The organism is Gordonia sp. PP30, from assembly GCF_023100845.1.
Taxonomy (GTDB): domain Bacteria; phylum Actinomycetota; class Actinomycetes; order Mycobacteriales; family Mycobacteriaceae; genus Gordonia.
This window is the reverse complement of sequence record NZ_CP095864.1, coordinates 846,329-872,426: the sequence shown is the minus strand read 5'-3', so window position 1 is coordinate 872,426 and position 26,098 is coordinate 846,329. Positions and strand designations below refer to the sequence as shown.

At 71.4% G+C, this 26,098-nt stretch carries 26 protein-coding genes and 1 riboswitch; of the genes, 13 read left to right on the top strand and 13 right to left on the bottom strand.

Translation table 11 applies throughout. The features are described from left to right. Positions 1-65: 65 nt before the first annotated feature. Positions 66-956 (bottom strand): PDDEXK-like endonuclease domain-containing protein, encoded by an 891-nt coding sequence (locus MYK68_RS20880; protein ID WP_502798318.1) that lies wholly within the window; start codon positions 954-956, stop codon positions 66-68. On the opposite strand from MYK68_RS20880, the gene MYK68_RS03970 reads away from it, so the two are divergent. Next, positions 888-1,163, top strand: coding sequence for a hypothetical protein (locus MYK68_RS03970; protein WP_247866418.1), 276 nt, complete (start codon positions 888-890; stop codon positions 1,161-1,163). The two genes, MYK68_RS20880 and MYK68_RS03970, sit on opposite strands and share 69 nt — an antisense overlap. 5 nt (positions 1,164-1,168) lie before the next feature. Here the strand turns inward: MYK68_RS03970 and MYK68_RS03965 are convergent, their stop codons facing one another. From MYK68_RS03965 to MYK68_RS03950, 4 genes are read right to left on the bottom strand one after another with little or no spacing between them, the layout of a single operon-like run. Next, on the bottom strand, positions 1,169-2,458 hold the full coding sequence (locus MYK68_RS03965; RefSeq protein ID WP_247866417.1) for an MFS transporter: 1,290 nt from the start codon (positions 2,456-2,458) through the stop codon (positions 1,169-1,171). Positions 2,459-2,487: 29 nt separating this feature from the next. Beyond that, entirely contained in the window at positions 2,488-3,147 is a 660-nt protein-coding gene (pdxH, locus tag MYK68_RS03960) for a pyridoxamine 5'-phosphate oxidase (protein WP_247867916.1), read from the bottom strand. Positions 3,148-3,204: 57 nt separating this feature from the next. Beyond that, positions 3,205-4,797 (bottom strand): efflux permease Rv1217c-related protein, encoded by a 1,593-nt coding sequence (locus MYK68_RS03955; protein WP_247866416.1) that lies wholly within the window; start codon positions 4,795-4,797, stop codon positions 3,205-3,207. Next, complete coding sequence (locus MYK68_RS03950) at positions 4,794-5,693, bottom strand: ABC transporter ATP-binding protein (protein ID WP_247866415.1); 900 nt, start codon at positions 5,691-5,693, stop codon at positions 4,794-4,796. The genes MYK68_RS03955 and MYK68_RS03950 overlap by 4 nt, the downstream gene beginning before the upstream one ends. Before the next feature lie 103 nt (positions 5,694-5,796). Here MYK68_RS03950 and MYK68_RS03945 point away from each other — a divergent pair, with 103 nt between their 5' ends. The 5 genes from MYK68_RS03945 to sepH all read left to right on the top strand — a co-directional run bounded on the left by MYK68_RS03945 (position 5,797) and on the right by sepH (position 9,820). Continuing rightward, complete coding sequence (locus MYK68_RS03945; protein ID WP_247866414.1) at positions 5,797-6,543, top strand: hypothetical protein; 747 nt, start codon at positions 5,797-5,799, stop codon at positions 6,541-6,543. Positions 6,544-6,665: 122 nt separating this feature from the next. Beyond that, positions 6,666-6,797, top strand: a complete 132-nt coding sequence (locus MYK68_RS20750; protein ID WP_283255272.1) for a hypothetical protein — start codon at positions 6,666-6,668, stop codon at positions 6,795-6,797. A gap of 75 nt (positions 6,798-6,872) precedes the next feature. Then, positions 6,873-7,460 carry a hypothetical protein gene (locus MYK68_RS03940; RefSeq protein WP_247868150.1) on the top strand — a complete coding sequence of 196 codons (588 nt, stop codon included), beginning with the start codon at positions 6,873-6,875 and terminating at the stop codon, positions 7,458-7,460. Positions 7,461-7,537: 77 nt separating this feature from the next. Beyond that, positions 7,538-8,671 carry a phosphoserine transaminase gene (serC, locus tag MYK68_RS03935; protein WP_247866413.1) on the top strand — a complete coding sequence of 378 codons (1,134 nt, stop codon included), beginning with the start codon at positions 7,538-7,540 and terminating at the stop codon, positions 8,669-8,671. Positions 8,672-8,779: 108 nt separating this feature from the next. Further along, entirely contained in the window at positions 8,780-9,820 is a 1,041-nt protein-coding gene (gene sepH / locus MYK68_RS03930) for a septation protein SepH (protein ID WP_247866412.1), read from the top strand. Between the two features lie 20 nt (positions 9,821-9,840). Here sepH and MYK68_RS03925 read toward each other — a convergent pair whose 3' ends face one another. Next, positions 9,841-10,686 carry a TrmH family RNA methyltransferase gene (locus MYK68_RS03925; protein ID WP_247866411.1) on the bottom strand — a complete coding sequence of 282 codons (846 nt, stop codon included), beginning with the start codon at positions 10,684-10,686 and terminating at the stop codon, positions 9,841-9,843. Positions 10,687-10,790: 104 nt separating this feature from the next. Between MYK68_RS03925 and MYK68_RS03920 the strand changes: the two genes are divergently transcribed. Continuing rightward, positions 10,791-11,963 carry a GNAT family N-acetyltransferase gene (locus MYK68_RS03920; protein ID WP_247867915.1) on the top strand — a complete coding sequence of 391 codons (1,173 nt, stop codon included), beginning with the start codon at positions 10,791-10,793 and terminating at the stop codon, positions 11,961-11,963. A gap of 364 nt (positions 11,964-12,327) precedes the next feature. Here MYK68_RS03920 and MYK68_RS03915 read toward each other — a convergent pair whose 3' ends face one another. Beyond that, on the bottom strand, positions 12,328-13,821 hold the full coding sequence (locus MYK68_RS03915; protein WP_247866410.1) for an NCS2 family permease: 1,494 nt from the start codon (positions 13,819-13,821) through the stop codon (positions 12,328-12,330). Positions 13,822-13,845: 24 nt separating this feature from the next. Between MYK68_RS03915 and MYK68_RS03910 the strand changes: the two genes are divergently transcribed. Then, complete coding sequence (locus MYK68_RS03910; protein WP_247866409.1) at positions 13,846-14,094, top strand: DUF2530 domain-containing protein; 249 nt, start codon at positions 13,846-13,848, stop codon at positions 14,092-14,094. Here the strand turns inward: MYK68_RS03910 and MYK68_RS03905 are convergent. Genes MYK68_RS03905 through MYK68_RS03895 form a run of 3 tightly spaced genes read right to left on the bottom strand, consistent with a single transcriptional unit; the run spans position 14,091 to position 18,179 of the window. Beyond that, positions 14,091-14,669, bottom strand: a complete 579-nt coding sequence (locus MYK68_RS03905; protein WP_247866408.1) for a phosphatase PAP2 family protein — start codon at positions 14,667-14,669, stop codon at positions 14,091-14,093. The genes MYK68_RS03910 and MYK68_RS03905 overlap by 4 nt on opposite strands. Beyond that, a complete protein-coding gene (locus MYK68_RS03900; RefSeq protein WP_247866407.1) occupies positions 14,666-17,389 on the bottom strand; it encodes a sacsin N-terminal ATP-binding-like domain-containing protein in 2,724 nt (907 codons plus the stop codon). Before MYK68_RS03900 ends, MYK68_RS03905 begins: the two co-directional genes overlap by 4 nt. A 28-nt stretch (positions 17,390-17,417) precedes the next feature. Next, positions 17,418-18,179, bottom strand: coding sequence for a DUF3027 domain-containing protein (locus tag MYK68_RS03895; protein WP_247866406.1), 762 nt, complete (start codon positions 18,177-18,179; stop codon positions 17,418-17,420). A 99-nt stretch (positions 18,180-18,278) separates the two neighbouring features. Here MYK68_RS03895 and MYK68_RS03890 point away from each other — a divergent pair, with 99 nt between their 5' ends. Both MYK68_RS03890 and MYK68_RS03885 read left to right on the top strand, forming a co-directional pair. Then, complete coding sequence (locus MYK68_RS03890) at positions 18,279-20,135, top strand: MFS transporter (protein WP_247866405.1); 1,857 nt, start codon at positions 18,279-18,281, stop codon at positions 20,133-20,135. Between the two features lie 9 nt (positions 20,136-20,144). Continuing rightward, on the top strand, positions 20,145-20,813 hold the full coding sequence (locus MYK68_RS03885) for a DUF2771 family protein (RefSeq protein ID WP_247866404.1): 669 nt from the start codon (positions 20,145-20,147) through the stop codon (positions 20,811-20,813). A gap of 131 nt (positions 20,814-20,944) precedes the next feature. On the opposite strand, the gene MYK68_RS03880 is transcribed toward MYK68_RS03885, so the two are convergent. Both MYK68_RS03880 and MYK68_RS20745 read right to left on the bottom strand, forming a co-directional pair. After that, positions 20,945-22,969: a DUF222 domain-containing protein gene (locus MYK68_RS03880; RefSeq protein ID WP_247866403.1), complete on the bottom strand. Its 2,025-nt coding sequence runs from the start codon at positions 22,967-22,969 to the stop codon at positions 20,945-20,947. Between the two features lie 392 nt (positions 22,970-23,361). Further along, complete coding sequence (locus tag MYK68_RS20745) at positions 23,362-23,775, bottom strand: cold-shock protein (RefSeq protein ID WP_283255299.1); 414 nt, start codon at positions 23,773-23,775, stop codon at positions 23,362-23,364. A gap of 126 nt (positions 23,776-23,901) precedes the next feature. Between MYK68_RS20745 and MYK68_RS03870 the strand changes: the two genes are divergently transcribed. The 3 genes from MYK68_RS03870 (at position 23,902) to MYK68_RS03860 (ending at position 25,719) form a co-directional block, all read left to right on the top strand. After that, a complete protein-coding gene (locus MYK68_RS03870; protein WP_247866402.1) occupies positions 23,902-24,111 on the top strand; it encodes a hypothetical protein in 210 nt (69 codons plus the stop codon). Then, on the top strand, positions 24,108-24,665 hold the full coding sequence (locus MYK68_RS03865) for a flavin reductase family protein (protein ID WP_247866401.1): 558 nt from the start codon (positions 24,108-24,110) through the stop codon (positions 24,663-24,665). Before MYK68_RS03870 ends, MYK68_RS03865 begins: the two co-directional genes overlap by 4 nt. A 264-nt stretch (positions 24,666-24,929) precedes the next feature. Continuing rightward, positions 24,930-25,112: riboswitch (cyclic di-AMP (ydaO/yuaA leader) on the top strand. 10 nt (positions 25,113-25,122) lie between these two features. Beyond that, positions 25,123-25,719, top strand: coding sequence for a transglycosylase family protein (locus tag MYK68_RS03860; RefSeq protein ID WP_247866400.1), 597 nt, complete (start codon positions 25,123-25,125; stop codon positions 25,717-25,719). Positions 25,720-25,859: 140 nt separating this feature from the next. Here the strand turns inward: MYK68_RS03860 and MYK68_RS03855 are convergent, their stop codons facing one another. After that, positions 25,860-26,051, bottom strand: a complete 192-nt coding sequence (locus tag MYK68_RS03855; protein ID WP_247866399.1) for a hypothetical protein — start codon at positions 26,049-26,051, stop codon at positions 25,860-25,862. Positions 26,052-26,098 lie beyond the last annotated feature (47 nt).

The following is a 26,098-nucleotide window of genomic DNA, read 5'->3' as shown; positions in this document are numbered from 1 at the left end:
TCCGCGCGGTCTTGCATCGTGTTTCCGCACATGCGCGCGCTGGGCGCGCCGATCCGCGGAAAGTCTCATGCACCTCGCCGGGCCGCGAGGTCGAGGTGCCAGCGGATCATGGCGACGGTCTGGGCGGGCCGCTCGACGATGTCGGCCCACGTGAAGTGGATGACCGTCCACCCGGCCGCCGAGAGTGCATTCCCTCGCGTGCGATCGTGCTGGAAAGCCTCGGCATCCGAGTGATACGACATGCCGTCGATCTCCACCGCGAGCCGCTGTTCCACGAAGGCGACGTCGACGGCGTAGCCGCCCACCGCCGAGTAGTTCAATTCGAACGGCGGCAGATCCGAGGACGACAGCAGATTCGTGAGCGCACGACGCTCCGCAACCGACCGCGCACCCGCTGCGGCCTCGTTGAGCATGGCGGCGACCGCACTCGCGCCGCGTCGGCCCGGATAGCGAGCATCCGCGGTGACGAGATCGGCGAGATCCACCGCCGAACTCTGCAGCGCGCGGTCCACGATCGCCATCCCGAGCGACGACGCCGAGTCGAGCACGGCGAGCGGAGCCGATACGGTCGCGAGATTCCTGACGACCGTGCAGTCGACCGCGTCCAGCTCGCGATACCAGAGGTTCACCCGGCCGAGGCATGGCGAGAACGGCTTTCGTGAACTCCGGCTCCGCGGAACGGTCACGTGGACCGTCGCCGGCGGCCTCGGCCACAACCCACGCCAGTACGCGGCCGAAGGCCCGCACAAGACCGCGCGGGGACCAGCACTCCACACGACCGCGCGAATCCTCGCGCGCACCGTCATCAGATGGTCCGCGGCGCGATATACCGAGGGACCGACCCGTTCCCACTCCCCGGACCTGCACTTCCGGGAGACGACGGACCGATGCAGACCGCACGCGCGTGTCTGTTTGAGGGTGATGACGCCATCCTGCCGTGCCAGGAGACGCCGCATCTTGACCAGGCCGACAGTGGTCGGCGGTGCGGATTCGGCGGTGTCGGCAACGGTCATGGTTCTTGGACGCGCCAGACCCCCGACCGGTTCCACGACGCGCCGACGATCACCGCCACCCGGACCCCACGGACTCAGCGGGTTCGCGCGGTCGACCCGGATCGTCAGCGGATGCGCGCGCTGGGCGCGCCGATCCGCGGAACGACCTGACACCGTCAGGGCGTGTCGACCGGTTGCTCGTTCCGGGTGACGCGATAGCGCCAGAACATCGGGAAGGCCAGGGCCGCGACGACGGTGAGGATCACCGTCAAGACACCGCCGCCGGCGAAGGTCACCGCGGTGCCGACCATCGCGGCGGAGGCACCGTGGGCGACATCGGCGATACGCGGCCCACCGGCCACGACCACGATGAACACGCCCTGGAGACGGCCGCGCACGTCGTCGTTCGCGGCGGCCTGCAGCATCGTCTGCCGGAACGCGGCGGACGCCATGTCGGCGGCACCGCCGATCATCAGCGCGACCATCACGATCGGCAACACCGGCAGCGCGGTGCCGTGCGCGAAGAACAGCGCACTGCCCGCGACGACGATCGACAGCCCCCAGATACTGATCGCGATCACCACCGCGCGGCCCTGGCGCTGCACGCGGGAGACCCAGCCGGAGAACACGCCGCCGAGTACCGCGCCCAGCGGGATGGCGATGAACAGCAGCGCGAACGCGTAGCCGCCGTCGGACGGCCCGCCGAAGCTCTCGTGCGCGATCTGCGGGAACAGCGCACGCGGCATACCGAAGATCATCGCGATCAGGTCGACCACGAACGACGCCAGCAGCACCGGATGGTGCCGCAGATACACCAGGCCGTCGATCACCGATCGCAGGCCGGGCGTGGACGGCGCCTCCCCGTCGCGCTCGGGGCGCAGCGACGGCAGCGCCACCACCGCCCACAGCGTCGCCAGCATGCAGATCGCGTCGGTCAGGTAGAGCAGCGAGAAGCCGAGGACCGGGATCAGCGAGGCCCCGACGAGCGGGCCGGCGATCGCACCGGCCTGCATCACGGTCATGTTGAGCGAATTCGCGGCGGGCAGCAGGTCGTCGTCGAGGAGGCGCGGAAGCACCGCCGTACGCGTGGGCTGGTTGACCGCGAAGAACGCCTGCTGCACCGCGAAGAGGGCAAGCAGTGCCCAGACGTTGTTCCAGTCGAAGAATGCCTGCACCCAGAACAGGACGGACGTGGCGATCAGACCGAGGGTGGTGATGACAAGAATGATGCGGCGGTCGAAGACGTCGGCCAGCGACCCGCCCCAGAGCCCGAAGATCACCAGCGGCACCAGCCCGAAGACACCGGTGAGACCGACGTACGCCGAGCTGCCGGTGATCGCGTAGATCTGCGCGGGCACCGCGACGACGGTCAGTTGCGCGCCGATGACGGTGATGATGTTGGCCCACCACAGGCGCGCGAAGTACCGGTTGGCGAGTGGCCGGGTGTCCGCGAAGATGTTCGCCACTCAGACCCCTTCCGGCGCCGGGCCGCCGGTCACGGCTGAAGACGGCGAGTGATCCACTCGCCGCCCTCGAATTCCGCGACGGCGCGGTTGTGCAGGCGGTCGGCACGACCCTGCCAGAACTCGACGCGCCAGGGCAGCAGCCGATAGCCGCCCCACTGCGAGGGAACCGGGACGGGCTCGGCGTCGCCGAATTCGGCCGCCACCCGCGCGGCCTGCGCTTCGAGCGCGGCCCGCGACTCGATCGGCTCCGACTGCGCCGACGCCCGCGCCGACAGCTGCGATCCGCGCGGGCGCGCATTCCAGTAGGCCGCGGTCTCGGCCGGGTCGACCTTCTGGACGGCGCCGCAGAAGTGGACCTGTCGTTCCAGGGCGATCCAGGGGAAGGTGACCGACGCGACGGGGTTCGCCTCCAGGGCACGGCCCTTGGCCGAGTCGTAGCCGGTGAAGAACACGATCCCGCGCGGGTCGGCGCCCTTGCAGAGGACGGTCCGGGTCATCGGGATGCCGTGGGCATCGGCGGTGCCGAGCACCATCGCGTTCGGCTCCGGGATCCGTGCGGCGACGGCCTCGCCGAGCCAGCGCTGGAACAGCCCGAGCCACGGCGGATCCCCCGTCAGCCACGACGGATCCAGATGGTCGACGACGCCGTCGGCGCCCGCCGTGGAGGCCGCCCCGTAGCCGACGCGCATGTTCGGAAGATCCAGTTCGCTCACCTCTCGGATGCTACTGACCGGCGTCCCCGCGGTTCAGCCGAGGTCGCGCCGCGAGTAGGCGGCCGCGCCGACGGCGCCGACCGCGACGGCGAGCACGCTCATCACGGTCAGCGGCAGCCACGCCCCGGACGGCACCGGGACGGCGGGCGTGTGCGTGAAGGGCGAGACCTCGCGCAGCCAGTGCGGGAGACCGAACATCTCGGCCAGCGGGCCGAGCGCGAAGGCGATCAGCAGGATCGGCCAGCCGGCGAGGGCCAGCGCCTCGTGCGCGGCGTACGCGGCCAGCACCACCGCCACGGTCAGCGCGACCGCCGGGACGGCCACCGCCGCACCGGTGAACGCGATGCGCGCGGTGTGCGCCCATCCACCGCCGGCCAGCCCGGCGCCGACGGTGATGCCGGTCGCGGACGCGACCAGCACCGCGAGCGCGGCGGTCAGCGCCGCTCCGGCGTAGACGACGTAGTAGCGCAGCCGCGAGACCGGCGCCGACAGCAACAACTCGGCGCGGCCCGACCGCTCCGCCGAACGCATGGCGATCACCATCCCGACGCCGCCGCCCGCCGCCGCGACCGCCAGGAAGACGCCCATCGTCGACAGGAACATGTCGGTCAGCGTGCCGCCGCCGGCCGATGCGATCACCCGCTGCACCACCTCGTTACCGGTCGCCAGCGACGCCACCTGCGTCGACAGCACACCGACGACCAGTGCGTACAGCCCGGTGCCACCCGCCCACGACACGGCCACCACCCGGGTCAGCCGCTCCACGATGCCCGGCAGCGACCAGTGCCGCGGGCCGCGGCTCGGTCCCGGACGCCGCACGAACAGACCCGCGCCGAGGTCACGGCGCCGTCGCACCCCGGCAGCCACCGCACAGCCGGCGGCGAACACCGCGAGACACGGCAGCACGAGCCAGAGCCGGTCGGCGCCGAACGGGTCCATCCGCTCGGCCCAGCCGACCGGGGTGAGCCAGCGGAGCCAGCTCACCGCGGACACCGTGTCGGCGACACCGCGCAGCAGATAACCGCCGACCACCACCGCACTGCCCGCCAGCGTGGCGGCGTGCGCACTCGCCGCCACCTCGGCGGCGATCAGCGCGGTGCCCGCGGCCGCCAGTCCCACGCCCCAGTATTGGGCGAAGACGGTCGCGACCGGCAGCGCGCCGCCGCCGTACGCGGCGATCACCCCGGCCATCGCCGCGCTGGTCGCCGTCACCAGCACGGTCACCGCGATCATCGCCGACAGCAGCGGTGCCAGCGGTCCCACCGCACCGGCGAGCACCATCTCGGTGCGCCCGGCCTCCTCTTCCCGCCGGGTCTGCCGCACCACGGCCATCACCGCGCAGACACCGAGCGTCGCGATCATGAACAGGCCGGCGCGCCAGGTAGTGAGGGCGGCAACCGCGTCGTCGTCCGGAATAGGGCCGAGCAGGAAGACGAACATGGCGCTCGCACTCAGGCCCGACCGCAGCTGGGCGATCTGCTCCGGGTGGGCGTACATGGTCTTGATCGACGCCGCCGTCGAGACGTTCATCAGCGCGAACACGACCACCGTGAGCGGGGTGATGATCCGTTCGGCGCGCAGCCCGGTGCGCAGCAGCAGCGGCCAACCCGCCACCGGAGCGTTCACGGTGCGCCCACCCCGTAGGTCTGCAGGAACAGATCCTCCAGGCTCGGCGGGGTGATCGACACCGACGACGGGTCGAGCGCGGCGAGCCGCGACAGCACGCCGCCCAGCGCGCCGGCGTCGACCGTGAAGACCAGCGACTCGCCGTCCCGCGACAGGTCGTGCACGCCGTCGACCCCGGCCAGGGTCTCCGGCCCCACGGCGGCGGCGGAGACCCTGACGCTGGACCGGCGCAGATGCCGCAGCGCCTCGAGCGATCCGGCGAGCACCGTGGCGCCGTCGCGGATGATGGTGACGGTGCTGCACAGCTCTTCCACCTCGGACAGCAGATGCGAACTCATCAGCACCGCGGCGCCGTGACTCGCCCGCTCCCGCACGGCGAGCGTGAACTCGCGGGTCATCAGCGGGTCGAGACCGGAGGTGGGCTCGTCGAGCACCAGCAGGTCGGTGTCGGTACACAGCGCCGCGATCAGTGCGACCTTCTGCCGGTTCCCCTTGGAGTAGGTCTGCGCGCGTTTGCCCGGATCCAGGTCGAAACGCTCGATCAGTTCGGCGCGGGACGCGGCCGCGGCGGTCTGCCGCCCGCGCAGGGCGAGCAGCAGATCGATGCATTCGCCGCCGGTCAGGTGCGGCCAGAGGGTGACATCGCCGGGCACGTACGCGAGACGACGGTGCACGGCGACCGCATCGCGGTGCGGGTCGTGCCCGAAGAGGCGCACCTCGCCGGCATCCCGGCGCAGCAGGCCGAGCAGGATGCGGATCGTCGTCGACTTGCCCGCACCGTTCGGCCCGAGGAATCCCGCGACCTCACCGGGCGCCACGGACAGGTCCAGTCCATCGAGGGCCACGAACCGGCCGAAATGCTTGACCAGACCTCGAACGTCGACCACTGCGTTCATCGGGAATACTCCTTGGCAGACACGGAGCGGGAACGGAGACCGTCGTGTCTCTCATTGAACACCCGGCCGGGCACCCCCGCCCGAACGAGCTGAAGGAATCGCCATGACGCAGCCGACCGACCCCACCGAGCGGCCCGGCGACCAGTCCGCGGCACCGCACGCGCCGGCTCCCGCTGCGCCGGAGCCGTACACGCACGAGCCGTTCACGCAGGAGCCGTTCAGCGAATCGTCGTTCGCCCGGGCCGTACCGGAGACCGGACCGAGCAGCCCGTACGCGCCGACGACGTCCGGGACGCCGCTGCCCGGGACCGGGTACCCCGGTCCCGCCTATCCGGGCGCGGCGTACCCGCCGCAGTCGTACCCGGGACAGCCGTACGCGGTGGCCGGCGCTCCGGCCACCGCATACCCGGGCATTCCGGCCGCCGTCGCACCGGCGCCGACTCGCCGGCCGGTACCGGTGATCGTCGCGGCGATCATTCTGATCGTGGGCGGCGTCTTCCTGGCGATCCTCACCGGCGCCCTCATGGCCGCCGGGATCAACATCGGGGACTACACCGACACCAGCAAACTCGACCCGGACGCCGAGCAGCTCGGTCAGAGCGTGATGAACGTATTCCTCATCGTCCAGATCGTCCTCTGCCTGGTCGCCGCGGGAATCGGTGTCTGGCTGCTGGTCAGCCGGTCGAATGCCGCCCGGATCTGCGCGACCATCGCCGCGGTGCTGCTGGCGATCACCTGCTACGGGATCGTCGCCTCCATCGCGGTCCCGATCCTGCTGTTCGCGCCGGAGTCGGCGAAGAAGTGGTTCCGCGCCGAGCCCGAGGCCCCGCTCCCGCCGGCCCCGTACTGACGGGCAGTTCCGGATCGCCCGTGCGCATGGATGTCGGCGGACGATTCCGGCATAGGAGAAGCAGGGACTCAGCCCTTCCACGCTCCACGCAAGACCCGCCGGGCGCCGCAACCGTCGTCGCCGTGCTCTTGCTTCTCACCTGCAGCGCGATCGCGGCCGCGGTCGCGGCGCCGATCCTGCCGTTCGCGCCGGAGTCGTCGAAGAAGTGGTTCCACGCGGAGCCCGAAGTCCCGTTTCCACCCGCCGCGCGCTGACGAAAGACTCGCGTCACCGCATTCACATGCTTGGATGACGTTCAGACAGATCCGACACAAAGGAGAAGCAACTCGATGACACAGCCGCCTCACGACCCTAATCAGCAGCCGTCCGGCGAGCCCTTTCAGCCGCCCCAGTACCCCGGCGGCGTGCCGCAGGACAATCCCTACCAGGGCGGCCAGTACCCCGGCGCCGGAATCCCGGGCACCCCGTACCCGGCCGGACAGCCCGGCCCGCCGCCGCCCGGTTTCGGCGGGCCCGCACCGCTCACCACGCGGCCCGGTTCGGTCCTCGCCGCGGGCATCATCCTGTGCGCGATCGGCGCCGTCCTCGCGGTCATCCAGGTGATCAGTCTCATCGTCGGGTCCTCGAGCGGCGTCTACTCGGGCGTCTCCCACGGCCTGGTCGTCGTCGCCGGCCTGATCGGCCTGCTCCTGTCGCTGTTCGCCGTCGCCGCCGGCGCCTGGCTGTTCACGAGCCGGTCGAACGCGACCCGCATCACCGCCACCGTCGCCGCGGCGCTGCTGATCCTCACCTGCTGGGGCATCGTCGCCACCATCGCGGTGCCGATCCTGCTGTACGCCACCGAGACCGCCAAGCGCTGGTTCGCCACCGCGCCGGAAGCGGGCGCGGGCTACCCGCCGGCACCCGGCCAGTACTGAGTCCCTCGCTCGCACCCGGTCAGGCGTTGCGTACGCCCTGACCGGGTGCGACGCGTGTCACACCCTAAACTGTCTCCATGACCGATTCGCAGATCACGCTGCCCGCCGAACTCCTGCCCACCGACGGCCGCTTCGGCTGCGGACCGTCGAAGGTCCGTCCCGAACAACTGCAATTCCTGGTGGACACCGGCGCGTCGGTCTTCGGCACCAGCCACCGCCAGGCCCCGGTGAAGAACGTGGTCGGCGACATCCGCGCCGGACTGACCGAGCTCTTCTCGCTGCCGGACGGCTACCAGGTGGTCCTCTCCAACGGCGGCACCACCGCGTTCTGGGATGCGGCCGCGTTCGGCCTGGTCCGCAAGCAGGCACTGAACCTGACCTACGGCGAGTTCTCGTCGAAGTTCGCCACCGTCACCAAGAAGGCGCCGTGGCTCGACGACCCGAAGGTGATCTCCACCGACCCGGGCACCGCCCCCGATCCCGCCGCGATCACCGCCGACGACGCGGCCGGCGTGGACCTGATCGGCTGGGCGCACAACGAGACCTCGACCGGCGTCGCCGTGCCGGTGCTGCGCCCGGCCGCCGCCGGTGACGCGCTCGTCGCGATCGACGCCACCTCGGGCGCGGGCGGCCTGCCGGTCGACATCAGCGCCACCGATGTCTACTACTTCGCACCGCAGAAGTGCTTCGCCTCCGACGGCGGCCTCTGGGTCGCGATCATGAGCCCGGCCGCGCTGGAGCGCGTCGCCGAGATCGCCGCGACCGACCGGTACATCCCTGAGTTCCTGTCGCTGCAGACCGCGGTGGAGAACAGCCCGAAGGACCAGACCTACAACACCCCGGCCGTCGGCTCGCTGCTGCTCTTCAAGAACCAGATCGACTGGATGAACGCGAACGGTGGACTCGACTGGTGCGTCGCGCGCACCAAGGATTCCAGCTCGCGCCTGTACGACTGGGCCGAGAAGTCGTCGTTCGCCACCCCGTTCGCCGACGAGGCGCATCGCAGCCAGGTGGTCGGCACCATCGACTTCACCGACGACGTCGACGCCGCGGCCGTGGCGAAGACGCTGCGCGCCAACGGGATCGTCGACACCGAGCCGTACCGCAAGCTGGGCCGCAACCAGCTGCGCATCGGCATGTTCCCGGCGATCGAGCCGGCCGACGTCACCACGCTGACCCAGGCCATCGACTACATCGTCGAGCGGCTCTGATCGCTCTCCGCACAACACCTGTGAACAGCACGTTTGCCGCGTGTCCGACCGACGGACACGCGGCATTCGGCTAGGCTGGGCGCAACCGGCGAGTCGAGGGAGGACCGTATGCGTGAGCTCGAAGTGCTGCGCGTCGAGTCCGACGGGCAGTACGTGGTCTGCATCGATCGCGAGACCGACGAGCACTTCCGGATCCGGGCCGACGACGATCTGCGCGCCGCCGCCCGCGCCGACACCACCGAACTCGGACAGATCCCGGTGGCCGGCGACGCCGCGCTGCGGCCCCGCGAGATCCAGTCCCGGATCCGGGCCGGCGCCTCCGTCGAGGAACTGGCCGAGATCGCCGGCGTCTCCGTGTCGAAGATCGAGCGCTACGCGCATCCGGTGCTGCTCGAACGGGCCCGCGCCGCAGAACTCGCGCGCGCCTCGCATCCGATGAGCATGGACGGCCCGCGCCTGGCGACGCTCGGCGAGCTCGTCACCGAATGCCTGGTGCTGCGCAGCGCGGTGCCCGCCGACGCCCGCTGGGATTCGTGGAAGGCCGACGACGGCCAGTGGGTGGTCCAGGTGTCGTTCTACGAGGGCTCCACCGAGAACTTCGCGCACTGGCGCTTCTACCCGGGCACGCACGGCGGCACCACCGACGCGATCGACGAGCTGGCGGTCGAACTGACCGACCCGGAGATCGCGCGCGCGGCACGTCGGACCCGGCTGGCCGCGGTGCCCTCGCGGCCCGCACCTCGCCCCGAGCCCCACCGCGAGGTGCTGCCCGACGGACACGAAGAGGTGACCGTCGACGCGAACACGCTGATCGAGACGCAGCAGGCGGCACCGATCCGCCGGAAGGCACCGACCCACGTGCCGCTGGCCGACGTCCTGGACCTGCAGTACTCGACACCCCCGGCACGGCCCGACGAGGAGCCCGCGCCGGCCGATGCGGAGCCGGAGCCCGCGACGGAGACGGCCTCCGCGGAGACCGCGCCGCCGTCGATCCCGACGCCGCGGGAACTCGCCGAGCGCAAGCGGCCCTCGACGTCGTCCGACGACGATCGGCCCGCCCAGAATCGGCACCGTGCCAAGCGCGGCAAGCCCGCGGTACCCGCGTGGGAGGACGTGCTGCTCGGCGTCCGCGCCCACCCCGAGGACTAGGGCGCGTCCGACGTTCCGCGTCAGCGGGCCCGTTCGTAGAAGGCGACCGCCGCGGCCGTGGCCACGTTGAGCGAGTCGGTGCCGCGGCTCATCGGAATGCGGGCACGGACATCGCACTGCCGCATGGTGTGCTCGACGAGCCCCGGCCCCTCCGCGCCGACCAGGAAGGCCACCTTGTCCCCGGTCACCGCCTCGGCCAGCGGCACCGACCCCTCTCCCGGTGTGAGCGCCACCAGCGTGAATCCGGCCCCGGAGAGCAGACCGAGCTGGTCGGGCCACCGGCCGTCGTAGGTGGCGAACGGCACCAGCAGCACGTGCCCCATCGAGACGCGGATGCTCCGGCGGTACAGCGGATCCGCGCACCCGGCGCCGAAGATCACCGCGTCCACGCCCAGACCGGCGGCGTTGCGGAAGATGCTGCCGATGTTCTCGTGGTCGTTCACGCCCTCCAGTACCGCGACCGTTCGCGCGCCGGCGATCACCTCGGGGATCGACAGCGGTTCGGGTCGTCGTGCCGCGCCGAGCACGCCGCGGTTGAGATGGAATCCGACGATCGCGGCCATCACGTCGGCGTCGGCGCGGTAGAACGGCACGCCGTCGGCGCCCGGTGTCACCGAGCCGGCGGCGGCCAGCTCGCCGAGCCGCTTGTCCACGCCGAGGAAGGCGTGCGGGGCGAACCGGGAGGCGATCATCCGCTGCGCGACGGTCACGCCCTCGGCGATCACCAGGCCCTTGCCCTTGCGGCCACCCGGGAGCGCGGGCAGGTCGGGACGGCGGTCCACCGAGTTGAGATCGCGGAAGTCGTCGACGCGGGGGTCGCTGGGATCGGTGATGTCCACGACGTCGACGGTCAGGGGATGCGGCATGGGTCCACCCTGGCAGACTCATCACGGTGACCAGCAACGTGCCCCGCCCCCTCGCCGCCCCGCTGTCCCTGCGCCGCGCCGTCGACGACGACTGGCCCGAGATCATGGCGCTCGACGCCCGCAGCTTCGCTCTGCCCGCGCCGCTGCCGGACGCGGAGATCGAGGAGTTCCGCGGCAAGGTGCGGGAAACCATCGTGGTGCGCGATGAGGGCTCCGAGGGTGCTCCGCTGGTCGCCGTCTCGCTGTGGCATCTGCTGCCACTGACCGTCCCGGGCGGGACGGCGGTGCGGACGGCCGGGCTGTCGTGGGTGTCGGTGGCGGCCACGCACCGTCGCCGCGGGCTGCTGCGCGCGATGATGACCGAGCAGTTCGCCTCCTGGCGGCGGGCCGAGGTCCCGCTCGCGATCCTGACCGCATCGGAGGGCGGCATCTACGAGCGCTTCGGCTTCGGTCCGGCGTGCTTCGCCGAGTCGGTCACCGTCGACCCGGCCGCGGTCTCGTGGCGCACCCCGCCGGAGAGCGACTCCCATGTCCGCTACGGCACGCCCGAGCAGATCGCCGCGCGCATCCCCAAGCTGCACGACCGGTGGGCCCTCACCCGGCCCGGCGCCGTCGGCCGCCCGAAGACCTGGTGGCCGTCGATCCTGGCCGATCGCGGCTTCCGCCGGAACTCCCAGACCACCGGGCTGCACTATCTGCTGCACGAGGACGGCTACGCCGCCTACCGGCTCGACGCCCGCACCAACACCGCCACCGTCGAGGACTTCTGCGCGGTGACCGAGCAGGCGCACACCGATCTCTGGCGGGTGCTCACCGGGCTCGACCTGGTCGGCTCCGTCGTCGCGAAGATCCCCGTCGACGACCCGCTGCCGTGGAAGCTCCGCAACCACCGCGCCGTCCGCTCGACGGGCCGCACCGACGAACTGTGGGTGTCGATCCTCGACGTGGCCGCCGCCCTCGAACTGCGCTCGTACGACGTGAACGGGGCCGTCGTGCTCGACGTCGCCGACGGCTGGGGGAAGCGCGGCGGCCGGTACCTCCTGCGGGTCGCCGACGGGCGCGCCGAGGTGCGGCGGGAGCCGTCGTCGTCCGAGATGGCCACCGTGCCCCAGGTGAAGCTCGACATCTCGGTGCTGTCGTCGCTGTACTGCGGCGGGATGTCCGCGCGCGAGTTCGCCGCCGCGGGCCGCCTGTCCACCTATTCGGAGGCCACCGTCGCCCTGCTCGACGCTCTGTTCTCCAGCCGCCGGGCGCCCTTCGCCGGAACCTACTTCTAGGGATTTCGCCGCTGCCGCGGTTGCGGTACTTCCTCGACGACCTGACCGCCGCCGACGCCGCGGGACCCCCCAACCGCCCGTTGAGCCGATCGAGCCGCCAGGCGAGATCGAGTCGAAACGCACCCCCGACCGCAGAAAGTCGTTTCGACACGGCCGGGCCCCGGGGGCCCGACCGGCTCAACGAGCTATTCGAAGCGGCGTTCGGGGACATGCTGCCGCGGCTGCGGTACTTCCTCGACGACCTGACCACCGTCGATGCGGCGGGGTTGCGGGCCCGGGACCTGACGACCACGGTCGAACTCACGTTCTTCGCTTTACGGCGTGGCCCGGACTTCACGCGGTGGCTCCTCGACTGGGCCCGGACTCAGCCGATCAGGTGGGAGATGGGACCGCGGGCAAAGTAGAGCAGGAACAGCGCGGCGACCACCCACAGCAGCGGGTGGACCGTGCGCCACTTGCCGCGGGCGGACGCCATCACCACCCAGGTGATGAAGCCGACGCCGATGCCGTTGGCGATCGAGTAGGTGAACGGCATGATCACGATGGTCAGGAAGGCCGGCAGCGCGTATTCGAAGCGGCTGAAGTCGATGTCGCGGACCTGCGCCATCATCAGCGCACCGACGACCACCAGGGCCGGGGTCACCGCCTCCATCGGCACGATCTCGTAGAGCGGCGTGAAGAACATCGCGATCACGAACAGCCCGCCGGTCACCACGTTCGCGAAGCCGGTCCGCGCGCCCTCGGCCACACCGGCCGCGGATTCGACGAAGACGGTGTTCGACGACGCCGAGGCGGCGCCGCCGACGATCGCGCCGGCACCCTCGACCACCAGGCCGCGCCCGATGCCGGGCAGGTTGCCGTCGGCGTCGGTGAGGCCGCCTTCCTTGCCGACGCCGGTCATCGTGCCCATGGCGTCGAAGAAGTTCGAGAGCACCAGGGTGAACACGAAGACGCAGGCCATCAGCACGCCGACGTCGGCGAACGAGCCGTTGAACGCGCCGAACAGGTCGACTTTGCCGAGGAGGCTCAGGTCGGGCAGGCTGCCGAAGCTGTGCGGGGTGCCCGGGACGTTCATCGCCCAGCCGCCGGCGTGGGTCTGAGCGCTCCCCAGGTGCAGGATGCTTTCGACGATCAGCGCGACGATCGTCATCACGACGATGCCGATCAGCAGCGCACCCGGCACCTTGCGGACGGTCAGCACGCCCATCAGCAGGACGCCGATCGCGAACAGGAGCACCGGCACGGTCGCCACCGAGCCGTCGACACCCAGCTGCACCGGCGGTCCGCCGGGCGTGCGGCTGACGAAGCCCGAGTCGACGAGACCGATGAACGCGATGAACGCGCCGATACCGGCGGCGATCGCCGACTTGAGTTCGGCGGGCACCGCGTTGAAGACGGCCGTCCGGAAGCCGGTGACACCGAGAATCACGATGATGATGCCGTCGATCACCACCAGGCCCATGGCCGCGGGCCAGCTCATGGTCGGCGCGATGGTGACCGCCAGCAGACTGTTGATGCCCAGACCGGCCGCGATCGCGAACGGGAAGTTGGCGACCAGGCCCATCAGCAGCGTCATCACGCCGGCGACCAGCGCCGTGACCGCGGCGACCTGCGGCATCGGCAGCACGTGGCCGTTGACGTCGAGGTTGTGGTCGACGCCGTCCACACCGCCGATGATGATCGGGTTCAACACCACGATGTAGGCCATGGTGAAGAAGGTGACCAGGCCGCCGCGGATCTCCCGCCCGTACGACGACCCGCGCTCACCGATCTTGAAGAAGCGGTCGACGGCGCCGGCCCGGCCGCCGCCCGGGGGCGTCACCACCGGGGTGCCGGCCGGCTCGTTGGTATCGCTCATTCGAGAAAAGCTACCGTAGGTAGCATGACCGCGCCGACCCCTGTCCCCGACCTGCCCGCACGACTGCGCGCACCGGGTCCGGTGATCGTCGTCGGCATGCTCGCCTGGCTAGTCGCCACCATCGTCGTCGCCGCCACCGGAATCGGCGGCGACCGGACGCTCCTGGTGTGCCTGGTCGGTCTGGCGGTGGGTCTGCTCGGCACCACCATCGTCCTGGTTCAGCAGGCGGCGGTGCGCCGCGGCAGCAAGGGCGCCCAGCAGGGCCTCGACTAGGCCGCGGACGGCTCGGTCCGGGCCCGGACCCAGGGGGAGATCTGGGCGTGCGCGATCAAACAGACCGCGATCCACACCGCGCCGAGCGTCCAGCCGACCAGGACGTCCGACAGCCAGTGCGCCCCCAGGTAGACGCGGGACAGCCCGACCACCACGGCCAGCAGCGGCGCGACCGCCAGCACCAGCGGATGCTCGCGGACCCACGCGTACAGCCGATAGCAGATCACCGCGGCCAGGCCGTAGACCACCGTCGACATCATCGCGTGCCCGGACGGGAACGACAGGCCGCCGACGTCGATCAGCCGGTCGGCGATCGGCGGGCGCTGGCGGCCGAAGGTGTGTTTGAGTATCGACATCAGCGCGTAGCCGGACAGCGTGCCGGCCGCGATCAGGGCCGCGAGATCGATCCGGTTGCCCATCCACGCGAGCACGAACACCGCGATCACCACGAGCGTGAGAGTGAGTGTGTCGCCCAGCACGGTCACCATCTGCCAGAGCGAGTTCCACGGCTCGCCGCGGATACCGAGCACCCAGTGGGTCACGTTCTGGTCGAAGGCGAACGGCGAGAGACTCATCGAGTCCACCGTACAGACCCCAGGTGCAGGGTGTCCGCGGCATCGCGCCAGCGTGGAACGGTCACCCGGCGCTCCTCGCCGTCGGCCAGCACGGCCACGTCGAGGCGGTCGTGCAGCAGCAGCAGACCGCTCAGGTCCCAGCCGGTCGCCGCGGCGATCTCGACGGCCTCGGGCGCGTCGGCGTCGAGCGGCCGGCCCGACGACACCACCTGTGCCACCACCGTCTCCGAGGCGAGCGGCGCGTCGGCCAGTTCCGCGAACGCGGCCGCCGACGACGGCTCCGGGTGCGGCCCGGCCAGGACCGCGATCTGGCGCGGTACCACCGGCAGCAGCCACGGCTGGTCGACGACGACGGGCTCGCGGGTGACCGTCCCGGTCATCGTGCGCAGCGCCTCCGGCGGCTCGATGTCGTCGAGCCGGATCCGTCCGGCGGCCCGCGCCGCGACCAGGGCGGCATGGGCGCGCGCCGCGACCCCCGGCGCGACGGCCCGGCCGGGATCGGCGAGCGCCGCCAGCCAGGCGGCCGCGTCGTCGGCGTCGTCCGGTCCGGCACCGGCCGTCAGGGGCGCGAGAACGTCCGCGGCGGGATGGTCGAGCGGGTCGAACAGGCCCGCCCAGCGCGGGTCGCCGGGAGCGCGGAACTCCCGCAGCGGGCGACCGTCGATCTCGGCATGGCGCCGCAGCCACCACACGAGGTAGCCGTCGCGGTCGGCGAACTGCGCGGCGATCTCCGGATCGGCCGCGAGGAGCGCCAAGGCCGGGCGCCACCGGTCGGGGTCCACCAGGTCGAGGTCCCGCACGGCGATCAGCCGCTCGGGCGGCACGCCCACGAAGTCCCACCAGTCCTCCTCGCCGTCGAGGTCGTGGTCGGGCGCGGTCGGCAGGTCGTCGTAGACCGGCGCGAAGCCCCAGCCCGCGCCCAGCCGCCGCAGCGGGCCGGCGCCGTACGCCTCGACGACGGCCGGGTCGACGAGGCCGAGCCCGGCGTCGTCGTACAGCACGTCGTGCAGCGGGCTCCCGGGCAGCAGCAGCTCGTCCACCGGCCGGTCGCTGCCGTCGGCGGCCCGCACCGGCAGCGCACCGAGCCACCCCGGAAGCGCCGAGCCGGCCGATTCGTCCGCGGCGACCAGCCGCAGCACCGTATCGGCCAGTTCCTCGAGTTCGTCGTCGTCGGCGGCGTCCATCCGCTGCTGCAACGCCGGGTGCGCGAGCACGTCGCCGATCGAGAGTCGTTCCAGGCCGAGCCGGTCCAGCAGCGGGTGGTACGCCGCGGGATCGATCACCGGGATCCAGTCCACCGGAATGTCGGCGCCGCGGGGCAGGTCGACGACGGCCAGCCCGCGCACCCCGCGGCGGGTTCGTCCATCGGCGCGCGGCACCGGGAGCGCGCCCAGTTCCTCGGCGGCTTCCCGGGTCGAGGTCAGCGGGTCGAGCGCCGCGTAGAGGCGTGCCCACCACCGCGCCGGCCGCACCACACCGGCGAGCAGGTCGGCGACCTCGGCCAGGCTCGTCTCCCGGGCGCCGAGGCGCAGCAGGGTGCGGGCGGCAGCACCGTCGCTCGACTCCGGAGCGGCGAGCGGTGCGATCACCTCGCCCAGCAGCTCCGCGAGATCGGCGGTGAGGCCGCGCAGCACCCAGGTGCGTTCCGGCGCCAGCGGTTCGTCGCCGGACGACGACGGCACCCAGCGGGTCGCCGCGAGTTCGGCGAGCACCGCCTCACGCAGCACCCCGTCGGGCCCCGACGCCGCGAACGCGGGCGCCGGCACCAGCAGGTGCCGCTGCTCGGCGGCGACCAGAAGCAGGAGACCGGTGTATCCGGCGGCGGCCGCCGCGGCATCGGCATCGGGGTGCAGCCCGCGCCGGTCGGGGGTGAGCGGCAGGTCGGTGATCAGCCGCGCGGGCAGCGAGAGCGGGATCTGCGTGGGCGTCGGGGCGCGGAGGACGTCACCGGTCAGCGGGTGGATACCGGCGTCGTCGACCGGCACCAGCCAGCGATGGCCGCCCGCGGTGCTCTCCAGCCAGGTCGCCACCACCCGGCCGTCGTCGATGATCTCGACCCGGCCGGCCCGCTCGCGGCGGGTCAGCACCCGCCCGGCCACGTCGATCTCGCCCAGCGCGGTCAGTTCGAGCAGCAGGTCGGGGGCCTCGGCACGAGCCTGGTCGAGCAGTTCGGTCACCCGGGCGGCATCGCGGACGTGCAGCACCACCTCCGAATCGAGGCCGGTCGACGGCGCCTCGTCGAGCGGCCAGGCCAGGCGCTGACCGGGGACGCGATGGCCGCGCAGCGCCGGATCGAGTGCGTCGGCGGTGCGCGCGCGATCGAAGGTGATGGAGCCGGACGACGACAGCAGATCCACCCGGTCCGCGAACGAGGTGGCCCGGAAGCCGACGCCGAACCGCCCGACCTCGCGGTGCCCGCCCTTGGGCGAGACACGCAGCGCGGTCAGCGCGCGCACGCCGTCGACGGTGAGCGGTGCACCCGTGTTCCCGACCCGCACCAGGCCCGCCGCGGCGTCGGCGCGCACGACCAGCCGCCCCGGAACCCCGGCGGCCAGCGCCGCATCCGCCGCGTTCGCGGCGAGTTCGGTGAACCACCGGTCGCGATAGCCGATCTGCCGGAGGTCGTCCTCGGCGGCGGCGTCCTCGGCGAGCCGGGTCGGCGAGTCCCGCCAGGCCGCCAGCGTCGCGGCCCGCAACGCGGCCGTGCCGAACGGGTCCACGCCGGGCTCACGCCCCGCCGACAAGTCGCTAGGCCTCGCGGACCACGGTCACGACCTCGACCGCGCCGTCGTCGTAGGCGTCGTACGCCGGGCTGCCCTGACCGCCGGGCGGCATCGGGGTGTCCGCGTGGGCGCCGCAGCCGTAGTCGGCGGCGACGACGTGCCCGTCGGCCGCGTATTCATTGGCGCAGACGCCGAATGCGCCGTGCAGCGCCCCGGCGAGCGGCAGGTAGTAGCCGCAGGCCGCGCAGTTGAACCGGGCGGCGCGGGCCATCGCCGAATCGGGGCCGTATTCGCCGTCGTGCCAGCGCTGGGCGGCCTCGGCGCGGCCCTCGTAGGAGAGCAGGCGGTCGCGTCCGAGACCGATCTCGCCGGCCACCTGGCCGACCTGGTCGCGGTCGATCGGATCGACGTCGAGGGTGTCGATGTAGCCGGGAACGAGCCGAGGATCGTCGGGCGGCGAGGCGAGGAGATCGCCCGGACCGAGGTCACCGCTCGCGATACGGTCGGACCACGGCACCCACTCGGGCGCGAGCAGCGCACCGTCGCCGGGCAGCAGGACCACCTCGGAGACGGTGATCTCCGACGACCCCGGCGCCCCGGCCAGCACGACGCACCACTGCCAGCCCCGGTACCCCGGCACCTGCGCGGTGAAGTAGTGGGCCACCGCCGAGTCGCTCTCGGCCCGCGCGCCGAGGTGCTCACCGGGGATCTCGCCCTCGCTGACCAGCACGCTCCGCGCGAACTGCTCCGCCTGCTCCAGCAGGTCCGTCTGTGCTACGACACTCACCCCTCTAGTGTGCAACAGCGCGTCGCCCGAATGCACCTTCGCCGCCGCGCCGCCCGCCCATCCGCCGCGGCGCCCACCGGATAGGGAACAATCGACGTCGTGGCATCCCGATCCCCCCGCGACGACGGTCACCGGTCCCCCGGTGCACCGCCGCCGCGTCGCCGCGCGCCGCATCCGGGGCACGGGAACTACCCGGCGGACCCGCCGGGCGGCCGGGGCCGCCGGTACGACGCGGCCAGCGGCGCCTACCTTCCGCCGCGCACGCACAATCCGCATCTCCCGCCGCTCGGCGACGCGCCGACGCATGAGTTCGGTGACGACGCGGCCACCGCCTCGCACACCCGGGCCGCCCCGTCCGGACGTGCCGGAGCCGCGTACGTCCCGCCGGAGAAGGTGACCGTGCTGCGCGTCATGGCACGCCGGACCCGGTATTTCGGCGCCCGCGGCGTCGACATGGTGTACCGCGCCGCCACCGCCGACGGCGCCGACCGGTCCGGCCTCACCGCGCTGACCATGCCGGTGATCGTCAACTACGCGGTCGACGCGGCGATGGCCGTCGCGCTGGCCAACACCCTCTTCTTCGCCGCCGCGACCGGTGAGTCCAAAGTGAACGTCGGGCTCTACCTGGCGCTGACCATCGCACCGTTCGCGGTGATCGCCCCGCTGATCGGGCCGATCCTGGACAAGCTCCAGCACGGCCGCCGGATCGCGATGGCCACGACGTTCGCGCTGCGCACCGTGCTGGCGCTGCTGATCATCGTGAACTCGTCGTGGGATCCGGTCTCCGGCCAGCTGCAATACAAGCCGTGGATCCTGTATCCGTGCGCCCTCGGGCTGATGGTGCTGTCGAAATCGTTCGGCGTCCTCAAGTCCGCGGTGGCGCCGCGCGTCCTTCCGCCGTCGATCGACCTGGTGCGGGTCAACTCCCGCCTCACCATGTTCGGCCTGGTCTTCGGGACCATCGTGGCCGGCGGTATCGCCGCGGCGCTGGAATTCCTGCTGGGCAAGCTGATGCCGTTCCACATCCCGGGCGCGATGGTGTTCCTGGCGGTGCTCGGCATCGCCGGCGCGTACTTCTGCATGAAGATCCCGTCGTGGGTGGAGGTGACCGAGGGCGAGGTGCCGACCACCCTCACCTATCACGGCGAACCGCAGGCCGACCCCGCCGCGCGGGCGACCGGTGCCCGCGGCCTGTCGTCGCGCCTGGCCGCGAGCATGCGCCAGCCGCTGGGCCGGACCGTGGTGACCGGTCTCTGGGGCAACGGCACCATCCGCATCCTGACCGGCTTCCTCACCCTGTACGTGGCCTTCTACGCCAAGGCCCAGAATCACAGTGGCGGCGGCTGGGCTCAGCTGGCGATGCTCGGCGCGGTCGGCGCCGCCGCCGGCGTCGGCAACGGGCTCGGCAACGGGCTCGGCACCCGGCTCAAGCTGTCCAATCCGCCGCGGATCATCGTGCTGTCCACCGCGGCCGCCACCGTCGCCACCGTGCTGGCCGCGGTCTTCGGCACCCTGGCGATGGTCATCGTCGCCGGCTTCGTCGGTTCCGCGGTCAGCGCGATCGCCAAGGTCTGTCTGGACTCCACCATCCAGGACGACCTGCCCGAGGCCTCCCGCGCATCCGCCTTCGGCCGCTCCGAGACGGTTCTTCAGCTGTGCTGGGTGATCGGTGCCGCCCTGGGCGTCGTGCTGCCGACGACGCTCTGGATCGGCTTCACCGTGGTGTCGGTGCTGATGGGCGCCGGCCTGGTGCAGACCGTCGTGACCAGCCGCGGCGGCACCCTGATCCCCGGTTTCGGCGGCCGTCGCCCGGACGAGCCCGCCCCCACCGCACCCCTGCGCACGCCCGAGCGCCGCACGCACGACAGCCCGTCGCAGCGGCCGACCGCGGCCCAGCGCTCCGTTCCGCCGACGCGTCCGCAGCCCCGGCCGCGTTCCCCCCGAGCATCCGAGTGAGGTCAGTCCGTGTCCCTGCAGCCGAGTGACAAGAAGGCACTGACGATTCTGGCCGCGGCCGTCGCCGCGGCCGTCGTCGTGATCGCGGTGGCGACCACGCTGCTGGTCGTGAACACCGCCGAGCCCGAGCCGAAGGTCTCGCTGGCGGCGGGCAAGTCGTACACGCGGCTCGCGCCGACGTTCTGGTGCGATGTGAAGCTCACCGAGTGCACGCCGCGGCTGATGAGCGACGAGGAGATCGCCGCCCTCCCGGTCGACCGTTTGCCGGTGGCCATCGGTGACGCGCTGACCGTGTCGGTGCCGTCGGAGGTGTCCGACGGCCCCTGGATCCTGATCGCGAGCTACGCGACACCGCGCGGCGTGACCCAGCAGGACTGGCTCCACCTGCCGGACACCACCTACACGCAGACGCTGCCGTCCACCCGCGACCGCGTCCTCCTGGGCATCGAGATCCAGCCGCTGTCGGCGCGGGTCACCGGCACCGGGAACGACGACATCGAGGCGGCGATCAACGCCGGGCGCGGCGACATCGCGGCGCGCGGCCACTTCGCCGTCTCGACCGTGCCGGATGGCTTCACGGTTCCGGCGTCAGACGAGACGCCGGCACCGGCACCTGCCACGCCGCCGACGAGCGAGACGCCGCAGGCCCCGCCCGCGGAGACCGCGCCGGTCGCGTAGTATTCCAGCCTTACATCGGAACCGAAATCACTTCGCTCTGACCTTGTGGTGACAGCTGCGTTTTGCCAGCAAGGCTGCGCCGTGGCGCAGATCCCGCGTCCTCCGCGTGGTGTCTGGACTCCGCCTGGTTCTTAGAACGGTGGTGGGCCGTCGGCGGCTTCGGCGCGCTCCCGGGCGCGACGCAGGCGCGCGCGTTCAGATCGTCGCCAGGCGTGCTTGTAAGCGGTCGCGGCCCGCAAACCGCCCCCTGCCGCGCTCCCGCCCGCGCCGTCGGACGGTGTTGGACCGGTTGGTGGTGATTCGGGAGGCGGGTGGGCCTGGTGGACACAACTCACCCCAGCCAGTTGGGGGAACAGCCACTGATTCTCCGCCCGGGTCTCGACGGTGGTGCCGTACGCGGTGATCGCCGTCCACACCACACCGCGATCGTCGATCCACTGCTCATCGACCCACCCATCCTCGGGATTCGCGGCACCCAGGAACGTCTTCAGCAGGTGATGACGCTTACATTTGGGTCCGACATTGCACAAGCAGGTCGGGCCGCCGGAAGCGGGACAGAACTGGTCGAACTCCTCACAGTGATCGAGTTCGCAGTTCCACGCCGGCTGCTCGCAACCCGGGACGGTACAGGTCCCGAACAGGGCCCGCACCAGGACGCCGAGAGCTTCGGAGGGCCGATACGGGTCACTCGGCAGAGCCTGCCCGGCCAGAAACGCCGCCGGAACCTCACCACGGGATTCGGCCTGTCCGGTCCGGTGCTGCTCGGGCTGTCCGGGCTCGCGATGGTCGGGCTCGGTGTGTTCGCTCGCGCGTGGTCCGGGACCAATTCCGATGCCGGTGTCATGCTCGTGCACCTCGGCGCCGCGGCCGGTGCCGCCGGGGTTAGGCGCCTCAGTTGCGGGGTCGTTTCTCTCGACCTGTCCGCGGTCGTCGGCGGGCCGGAGCCCAGCCGGCCGCCCGACATCCGGATCATCAGACCGGGCGGGGTCGGCGGCTGCACCGGGCCGGTGCCCGGCGCCATGTCCGCCGTCCGTGGCATCGGTGTCGGTGGCGTCCTCGCCCGGTTCCGCGGGAGCACCGGCTGGCGTGTCGTCAGTCTCGGGGATCACCGTGGCGGATCGGGGACGCAGCAGGGCACCCAGGTCGAGGTCCCGCACCAGCGCGTCGGGGCGCTGGGCAAGGTCGCGGACATGCCCGGCACTGATCGGACCGTGCCCATCAAGAAACGCCGGCTCATCATCCTCGCCGGCCAGCGTCGACTTCTGACAGATCGCGTGCACGGTGATCCGGGCCTGCCGCTCCGAAATCTCCTCCTCACCCAACGTCGCGGTACACGCTTCTTTGTCGGTGCACGCACAGGTGAACGGCAGCCTGCGCAGGCGTGCGATAGCGGCCGCCGACCGGAGCATGCCCTTGGTACGGGGGTCGTTCGGGCAGACCCCGGCGATCATCGCCTCCACCGCCTCATACGCCAGACGCGCCTCCTCAGCGTCCGCGGTGATCGTGACCCCACCCAAACCATCAGTGAAATCACGACTGGTCACATTCTTCCGCCGCCGCGCCTTCTCCCGCTGCTTCCGCTCCGCATCGGCGTCGCGCTTGTGCACCACCCGATCGGCGATCCGCTCGGCCGCCGTCTCCGAGATGTGCCCGGCCGCGGCGAGCGCACCGGCCAGATCGGCGTCGACCTGCGCCATGATCGCGCTGTCGTCGACGATGTCCGTGCGACAGGCGACCTTGTCGAACATCTCCGGCGAAATGACGGTCCGGCGCAACAGGTCCGCGGTCTGCGGGAGCCGCTGGGCGGCCGCGATCGCCGTCCCGACCAGCGCGCGGGTGGCCCGCCGATTCCCGGCGAAGTAGTAGCCGAAGAATTCCACCGCCGCCGTGTACGGATCGAACAAGTCGTGCTGGTCCTCACCCGCACAGACCCGGTCATCCAGGGTCGCCAGCGCGATGTCGAGGAACTGACCGACCGCATACAACTGCCGCCAGTACAAGAACGTCTGCCCCCGCCACGCCGTCTCGGCATAGACGGCCCACGACCGGCACTGCGTCTTGTCGTCATCGGCCCGGTCGGCCGGCACCATCCCGGCCGCAGTGAAATCGACCGCGGCCCAGCGGGCCGCCAACGCGTCGCCGATCGCGTCGGCCATGGCGGTCACCTCCCCCGAAGTGAGTGTTCGATCTACCTATGGTCAACAGTACTGGCACATCACGGTGTGCGCCACCTGATTCTGTACCGTTAAAATGACTATAAGACCAGGGTATGACAAGAAATGACGATGCGGTCGACGGTCGCCAAATCCAATGGGCCGGCGTCGAACCAGCCGTAGCCGTCACGCAGTCGGGGCTGGATGTTCGAATGGGATCGAGGCGAGAGACGTGCTCCGCCGGAGGCGACGTTCACGGTGTACACCGGACCCGTGTAGGAGCGCACGCGATCCTTCCGGTCCTGCGAACAGCGCCGGGCCAAGACGCAACCTCCGCCTCAGAATTCCGGTAGGCACAACAGGCCGAGTCCGATATCAGCCTGCGACACTCGGACTCAGCGGTCGAGTTCGCGGGTCACCGCGCGCACGACCTCCGAGATGCGCCGGGCCGTCTTGCGGTCCGGGTAGCGGCCGTTGCGCAGATCCGGCTGCACCTTGCCCTCGAGCAGGGTGATCAGATCGGCGATCAGGCCGTGCAGCTCATCCGGGGTGTGCCGCTTGGTCGCGGCCTGCTGGGTCTCCCGCACGTTCCGGGCGACACTCGGCGCGGCCTCCAGCACGGTGACGCGCAGCGCCTGCGGGCCCCGTCGCCCGGCCGCCATGTCGAACTCGACGCGCTGACCGGCTTTCAGGCCCTCGGCCCCGTCGGACAGCGCGGAGGCACGCACGTAGACGTCCTCCCCGTCTTCCTGCGACAGGAATCCGAACCCCTTCTCGGAGTCGTACCACTTCACCCGGCCGGTCGGCACTGCGCTCACCCTCAAACTGCTCGTGACTGCTCATACGAAAGCGCCCTGCCCGGCCCGTCGGACATCCGCGGAAAGGGCAAGAGGCGCACTTCGCCTGATCGTACGCCCAGGACTACGGTGGGGGCCATGGAGACCCAGAAGTCGTCCCCGCTGCTCCCGGCGGCCGTGATCATGGTGGTGATCGGCGCGATCGCCAGCCTGCTGCTGCTGGTGCCGGCCGTCCGCGACTCCAACGAGGCGGTCGTGGTGGTCACCTACCTGCTCGCGTTGCTCGCTCCACTCGGATTGCTGCTGGCCGTCGTCTTCGCGCTGCTGCAGGGACGTCGCCGCCGATGACCGACACCGCGATCGTGCTGGACAGCGCCGACGACTCGAGCGCCCTCAAACGGGCCTACAGCTGCTTCCCGTCCGGCGTGGTCGCGGTCTGCCGCCGGGGCGGCCCCGCCGACGTCGATCCCGCCGACGCCCCGGCCGGTGACGGCCCGATCGGCATGGCGGCCAGCGCGTTCACCACGGTGTCCCTCGATCCGCCGCTGGTGTCGGTGTGCGTGCGCCGCGAATCGGCCACCTGGCCGTTGCTGCGCACCGCACCGGAACTCGGAGTGAGCGTGTTCGCCGCCGATCAGGGCGATCTCTGCCGTCAGCTCGCCGGTCCGCCTGCGCACCGGTTCGACGGCGTCGAGCCGCTCACCGCCGGCGGCGGCGCCCTGTTCCTGCCCGGGGCCGTCGCCCATCTGCTGTGCACGCTCGCCGGCGAGTACGAGGCGGGCGACCATACCGTCGTGCTGCTCCGGATCACCTCGCTGTGCAGCGACCCGGGAGCCGAGCCGCTCGTCTTCCACGCGAGCACCTTCCGCGCGCTGGAGGCGCGCCGCGAGTCCGGCGGATAGTCGCGCGTGTTCCAGGTCTCAATCTGGCTGTGACCTTAGTCACATAACGGGGCGATAACGAACGAGACACGGGACGGCCGTCAGTGCGATTACCTGCGCGGATGCCCGAACGGGCCGAAAGACCCGGGAACACCCCGGAAATCCGGGGTTTCCGGACGGGGTGACTTCCCCCATTCCGATTACGTAGTCTTCATTCCGGTCGCCCTCACCGGCACCGACAACCCAATATCCCGACGGTCGCGCCCAACCTCGTTCCGCCGCCGGGAGTACCGAACGACACAGTTCAGGAACGAGGGCGGGGGACCCACCATCCCACCGGATAACGGCAGGCCATCGCAGGATGGCTCGCCTTGGGGTTAAGTCCCCGGACCGGCTCGCCGGACCGGGACCGAGCACCTCTCGCTCGAACCCGACAGCTGACTTCGCAGGCGCGTGGAGAGAGGAATACCAGAGACCTATGGCACGTCACGCGAAGCCGTCGTCCAGCACCACCAAGACCATCGCCAAGGTGGCCCTGACCTCCGCCGTCCTCGGCGGCGGCGCGGCCCTGTTCGGCGGCGGCCACGCCGCCGCTGCGACCGACTCCGAGTGGGACGCCGTCGCTCAGTGTGAGTCGGGCGGCAACTGGCACATCAACACCGGCAACGGGTACCAGGGCGGCCTGCAGTTCGCCCCGAGCACCTGGGCCGCCCACGGTGGCACCCAGTACGCTCCGTCGGCCGACCAGGCCAGCCGCGAGCAGCAGATCGCCGTCGGTGAGCGCGTGCTCGCCAGCCAGGGCAAGGGCGCCTGGCCGGTCTGCGGCACCGGGCTCTCCGGCGCCACCCCGCGCACCGCTCCGGCCACCCCGAAGCTGCCGAAGGTCGGCCCGTCCGGCAACGGCTCGTCGAACGGCTCCTCCGCCGACGCGGCGAACACCGACGAGGCCATCGCGCAGGCCAAGAAGAACCCGGAGCTCGCCAGCGCCGCTCAGGCCCTGCAGAACTCGGGCTACAAGCTCGACAAGGGCCAGCTGGACCTGTTCAATCAGAACAAGAAGGCGCTCGGTCTCTGACCGACACCCCCGAACGACGAGGAAGCCCGCACCGATTCGGTGCGGGCTTCCTCGCATCCGCCGACCGGCGGACGGTCACGCGTAGGAGAACAGACGAAAAACCCCGCACCGAGCCGGTACGGGGTTTCGGACGCTGCGCGTCAGCGGTTGACGACGGTCTTCGGCTGAATGAACGAGAGCTCGCTCGCGGGCACCGGGAACGGGGTCTCGTTGCCGAACGGCGACAGTGCGCCGGCGAGGTGAGCGGTGAACTCGGTCACGGCGTGATCCTCTTCCGAGATCTCAGGCCAGCCGTTGTCGACGTAGGAATTCTTCTTAGCCACGACGCTCATTCTGCCATGGCGGTGCCGGGCACGCGGCACCCACCGGCAAAGCCGGG

What these genes read in the sequence shown, in the direction of transcription:
- MYK68_RS03970 (WP_247866418.1), top strand. Translation starts at nt 888, where the DNA reads ATGCAGACCGCACGCGCGTGTCTGTTTGAGGGTGATGACGCCATCCTG.
- MYK68_RS20880 (WP_502798318.1), bottom strand. Translation starts at nt 956, where the DNA reads ATGCGGCGTCTCCTGGCACGGCAGGATGGCGTCATCACCCTCAAACAG.
- pdxH (WP_247867916.1), bottom strand. Translation starts at nt 3,147, where the DNA reads ATGCGCGTCGGCTACGGGGCGGCCTCCACGGCGGGCGCCGACGGCGTC.
- MYK68_RS03950 (WP_247866415.1), bottom strand. Translation starts at nt 5,693, where the DNA reads ATGAACGCAGTGGTCGACGTTCGAGGTCTGGTCAAGCATTTCGGCCGG.
- MYK68_RS03945 (WP_247866414.1), top strand. Translation starts at nt 5,797, where the DNA reads ATGACGCAGCCGACCGACCCCACCGAGCGGCCCGGCGACCAGTCCGCG.
- MYK68_RS03940 (WP_247868150.1), top strand. Translation starts at nt 6,873, where the DNA reads ATGACACAGCCGCCTCACGACCCTAATCAGCAGCCGTCCGGCGAGCCC.
- serC (WP_247866413.1), top strand. Translation starts at nt 7,538, where the DNA reads ATGACCGATTCGCAGATCACGCTGCCCGCCGAACTCCTGCCCACCGAC.
- sepH (WP_247866412.1), top strand. Translation starts at nt 8,780, where the DNA reads ATGCGTGAGCTCGAAGTGCTGCGCGTCGAGTCCGACGGGCAGTACGTG.
- MYK68_RS03925 (WP_247866411.1), bottom strand. Translation starts at nt 10,686, where the DNA reads ATGCCGCATCCCCTGACCGTCGACGTCGTGGACATCACCGATCCCAGC.
- MYK68_RS03920 (WP_247867915.1), top strand. Translation starts at nt 10,791, where the DNA reads ATGGCGCTCGACGCCCGCAGCTTCGCTCTGCCCGCGCCGCTGCCGGAC.
- MYK68_RS03915 (WP_247866410.1), bottom strand. Translation starts at nt 13,821, where the DNA reads ATGAGCGATACCAACGAGCCGGCCGGCACCCCGGTGGTGACGCCCCCG.
- MYK68_RS03910 (WP_247866409.1), top strand. Translation starts at nt 13,846, where the DNA reads ATGACCGCGCCGACCCCTGTCCCCGACCTGCCCGCACGACTGCGCGCA.
- MYK68_RS03905 (WP_247866408.1), bottom strand. Translation starts at nt 14,669, where the DNA reads ATGAGTCTCTCGCCGTTCGCCTTCGACCAGAACGTGACCCACTGGGTG.
- MYK68_RS03880 (WP_247866403.1), bottom strand. Translation starts at nt 22,969, where the DNA reads ATGGCCGACGCGATCGGCGACGCGTTGGCGGCCCGCTGGGCCGCGGTC.
- MYK68_RS03870 (WP_247866402.1), top strand. Translation starts at nt 23,902, where the DNA reads ATGGAGACCCAGAAGTCGTCCCCGCTGCTCCCGGCGGCCGTGATCATG.
- MYK68_RS03865 (WP_247866401.1), top strand. Translation starts at nt 24,108, where the DNA reads ATGACCGACACCGCGATCGTGCTGGACAGCGCCGACGACTCGAGCGCC.
- MYK68_RS03860 (WP_247866400.1), top strand. Translation starts at nt 25,123, where the DNA reads ATGGCACGTCACGCGAAGCCGTCGTCCAGCACCACCAAGACCATCGCC.
- MYK68_RS03855 (WP_247866399.1), bottom strand. Translation starts at nt 26,051, where the DNA reads ATGAGCGTCGTGGCTAAGAAGAATTCCTACGTCGACAACGGCTGGCCT.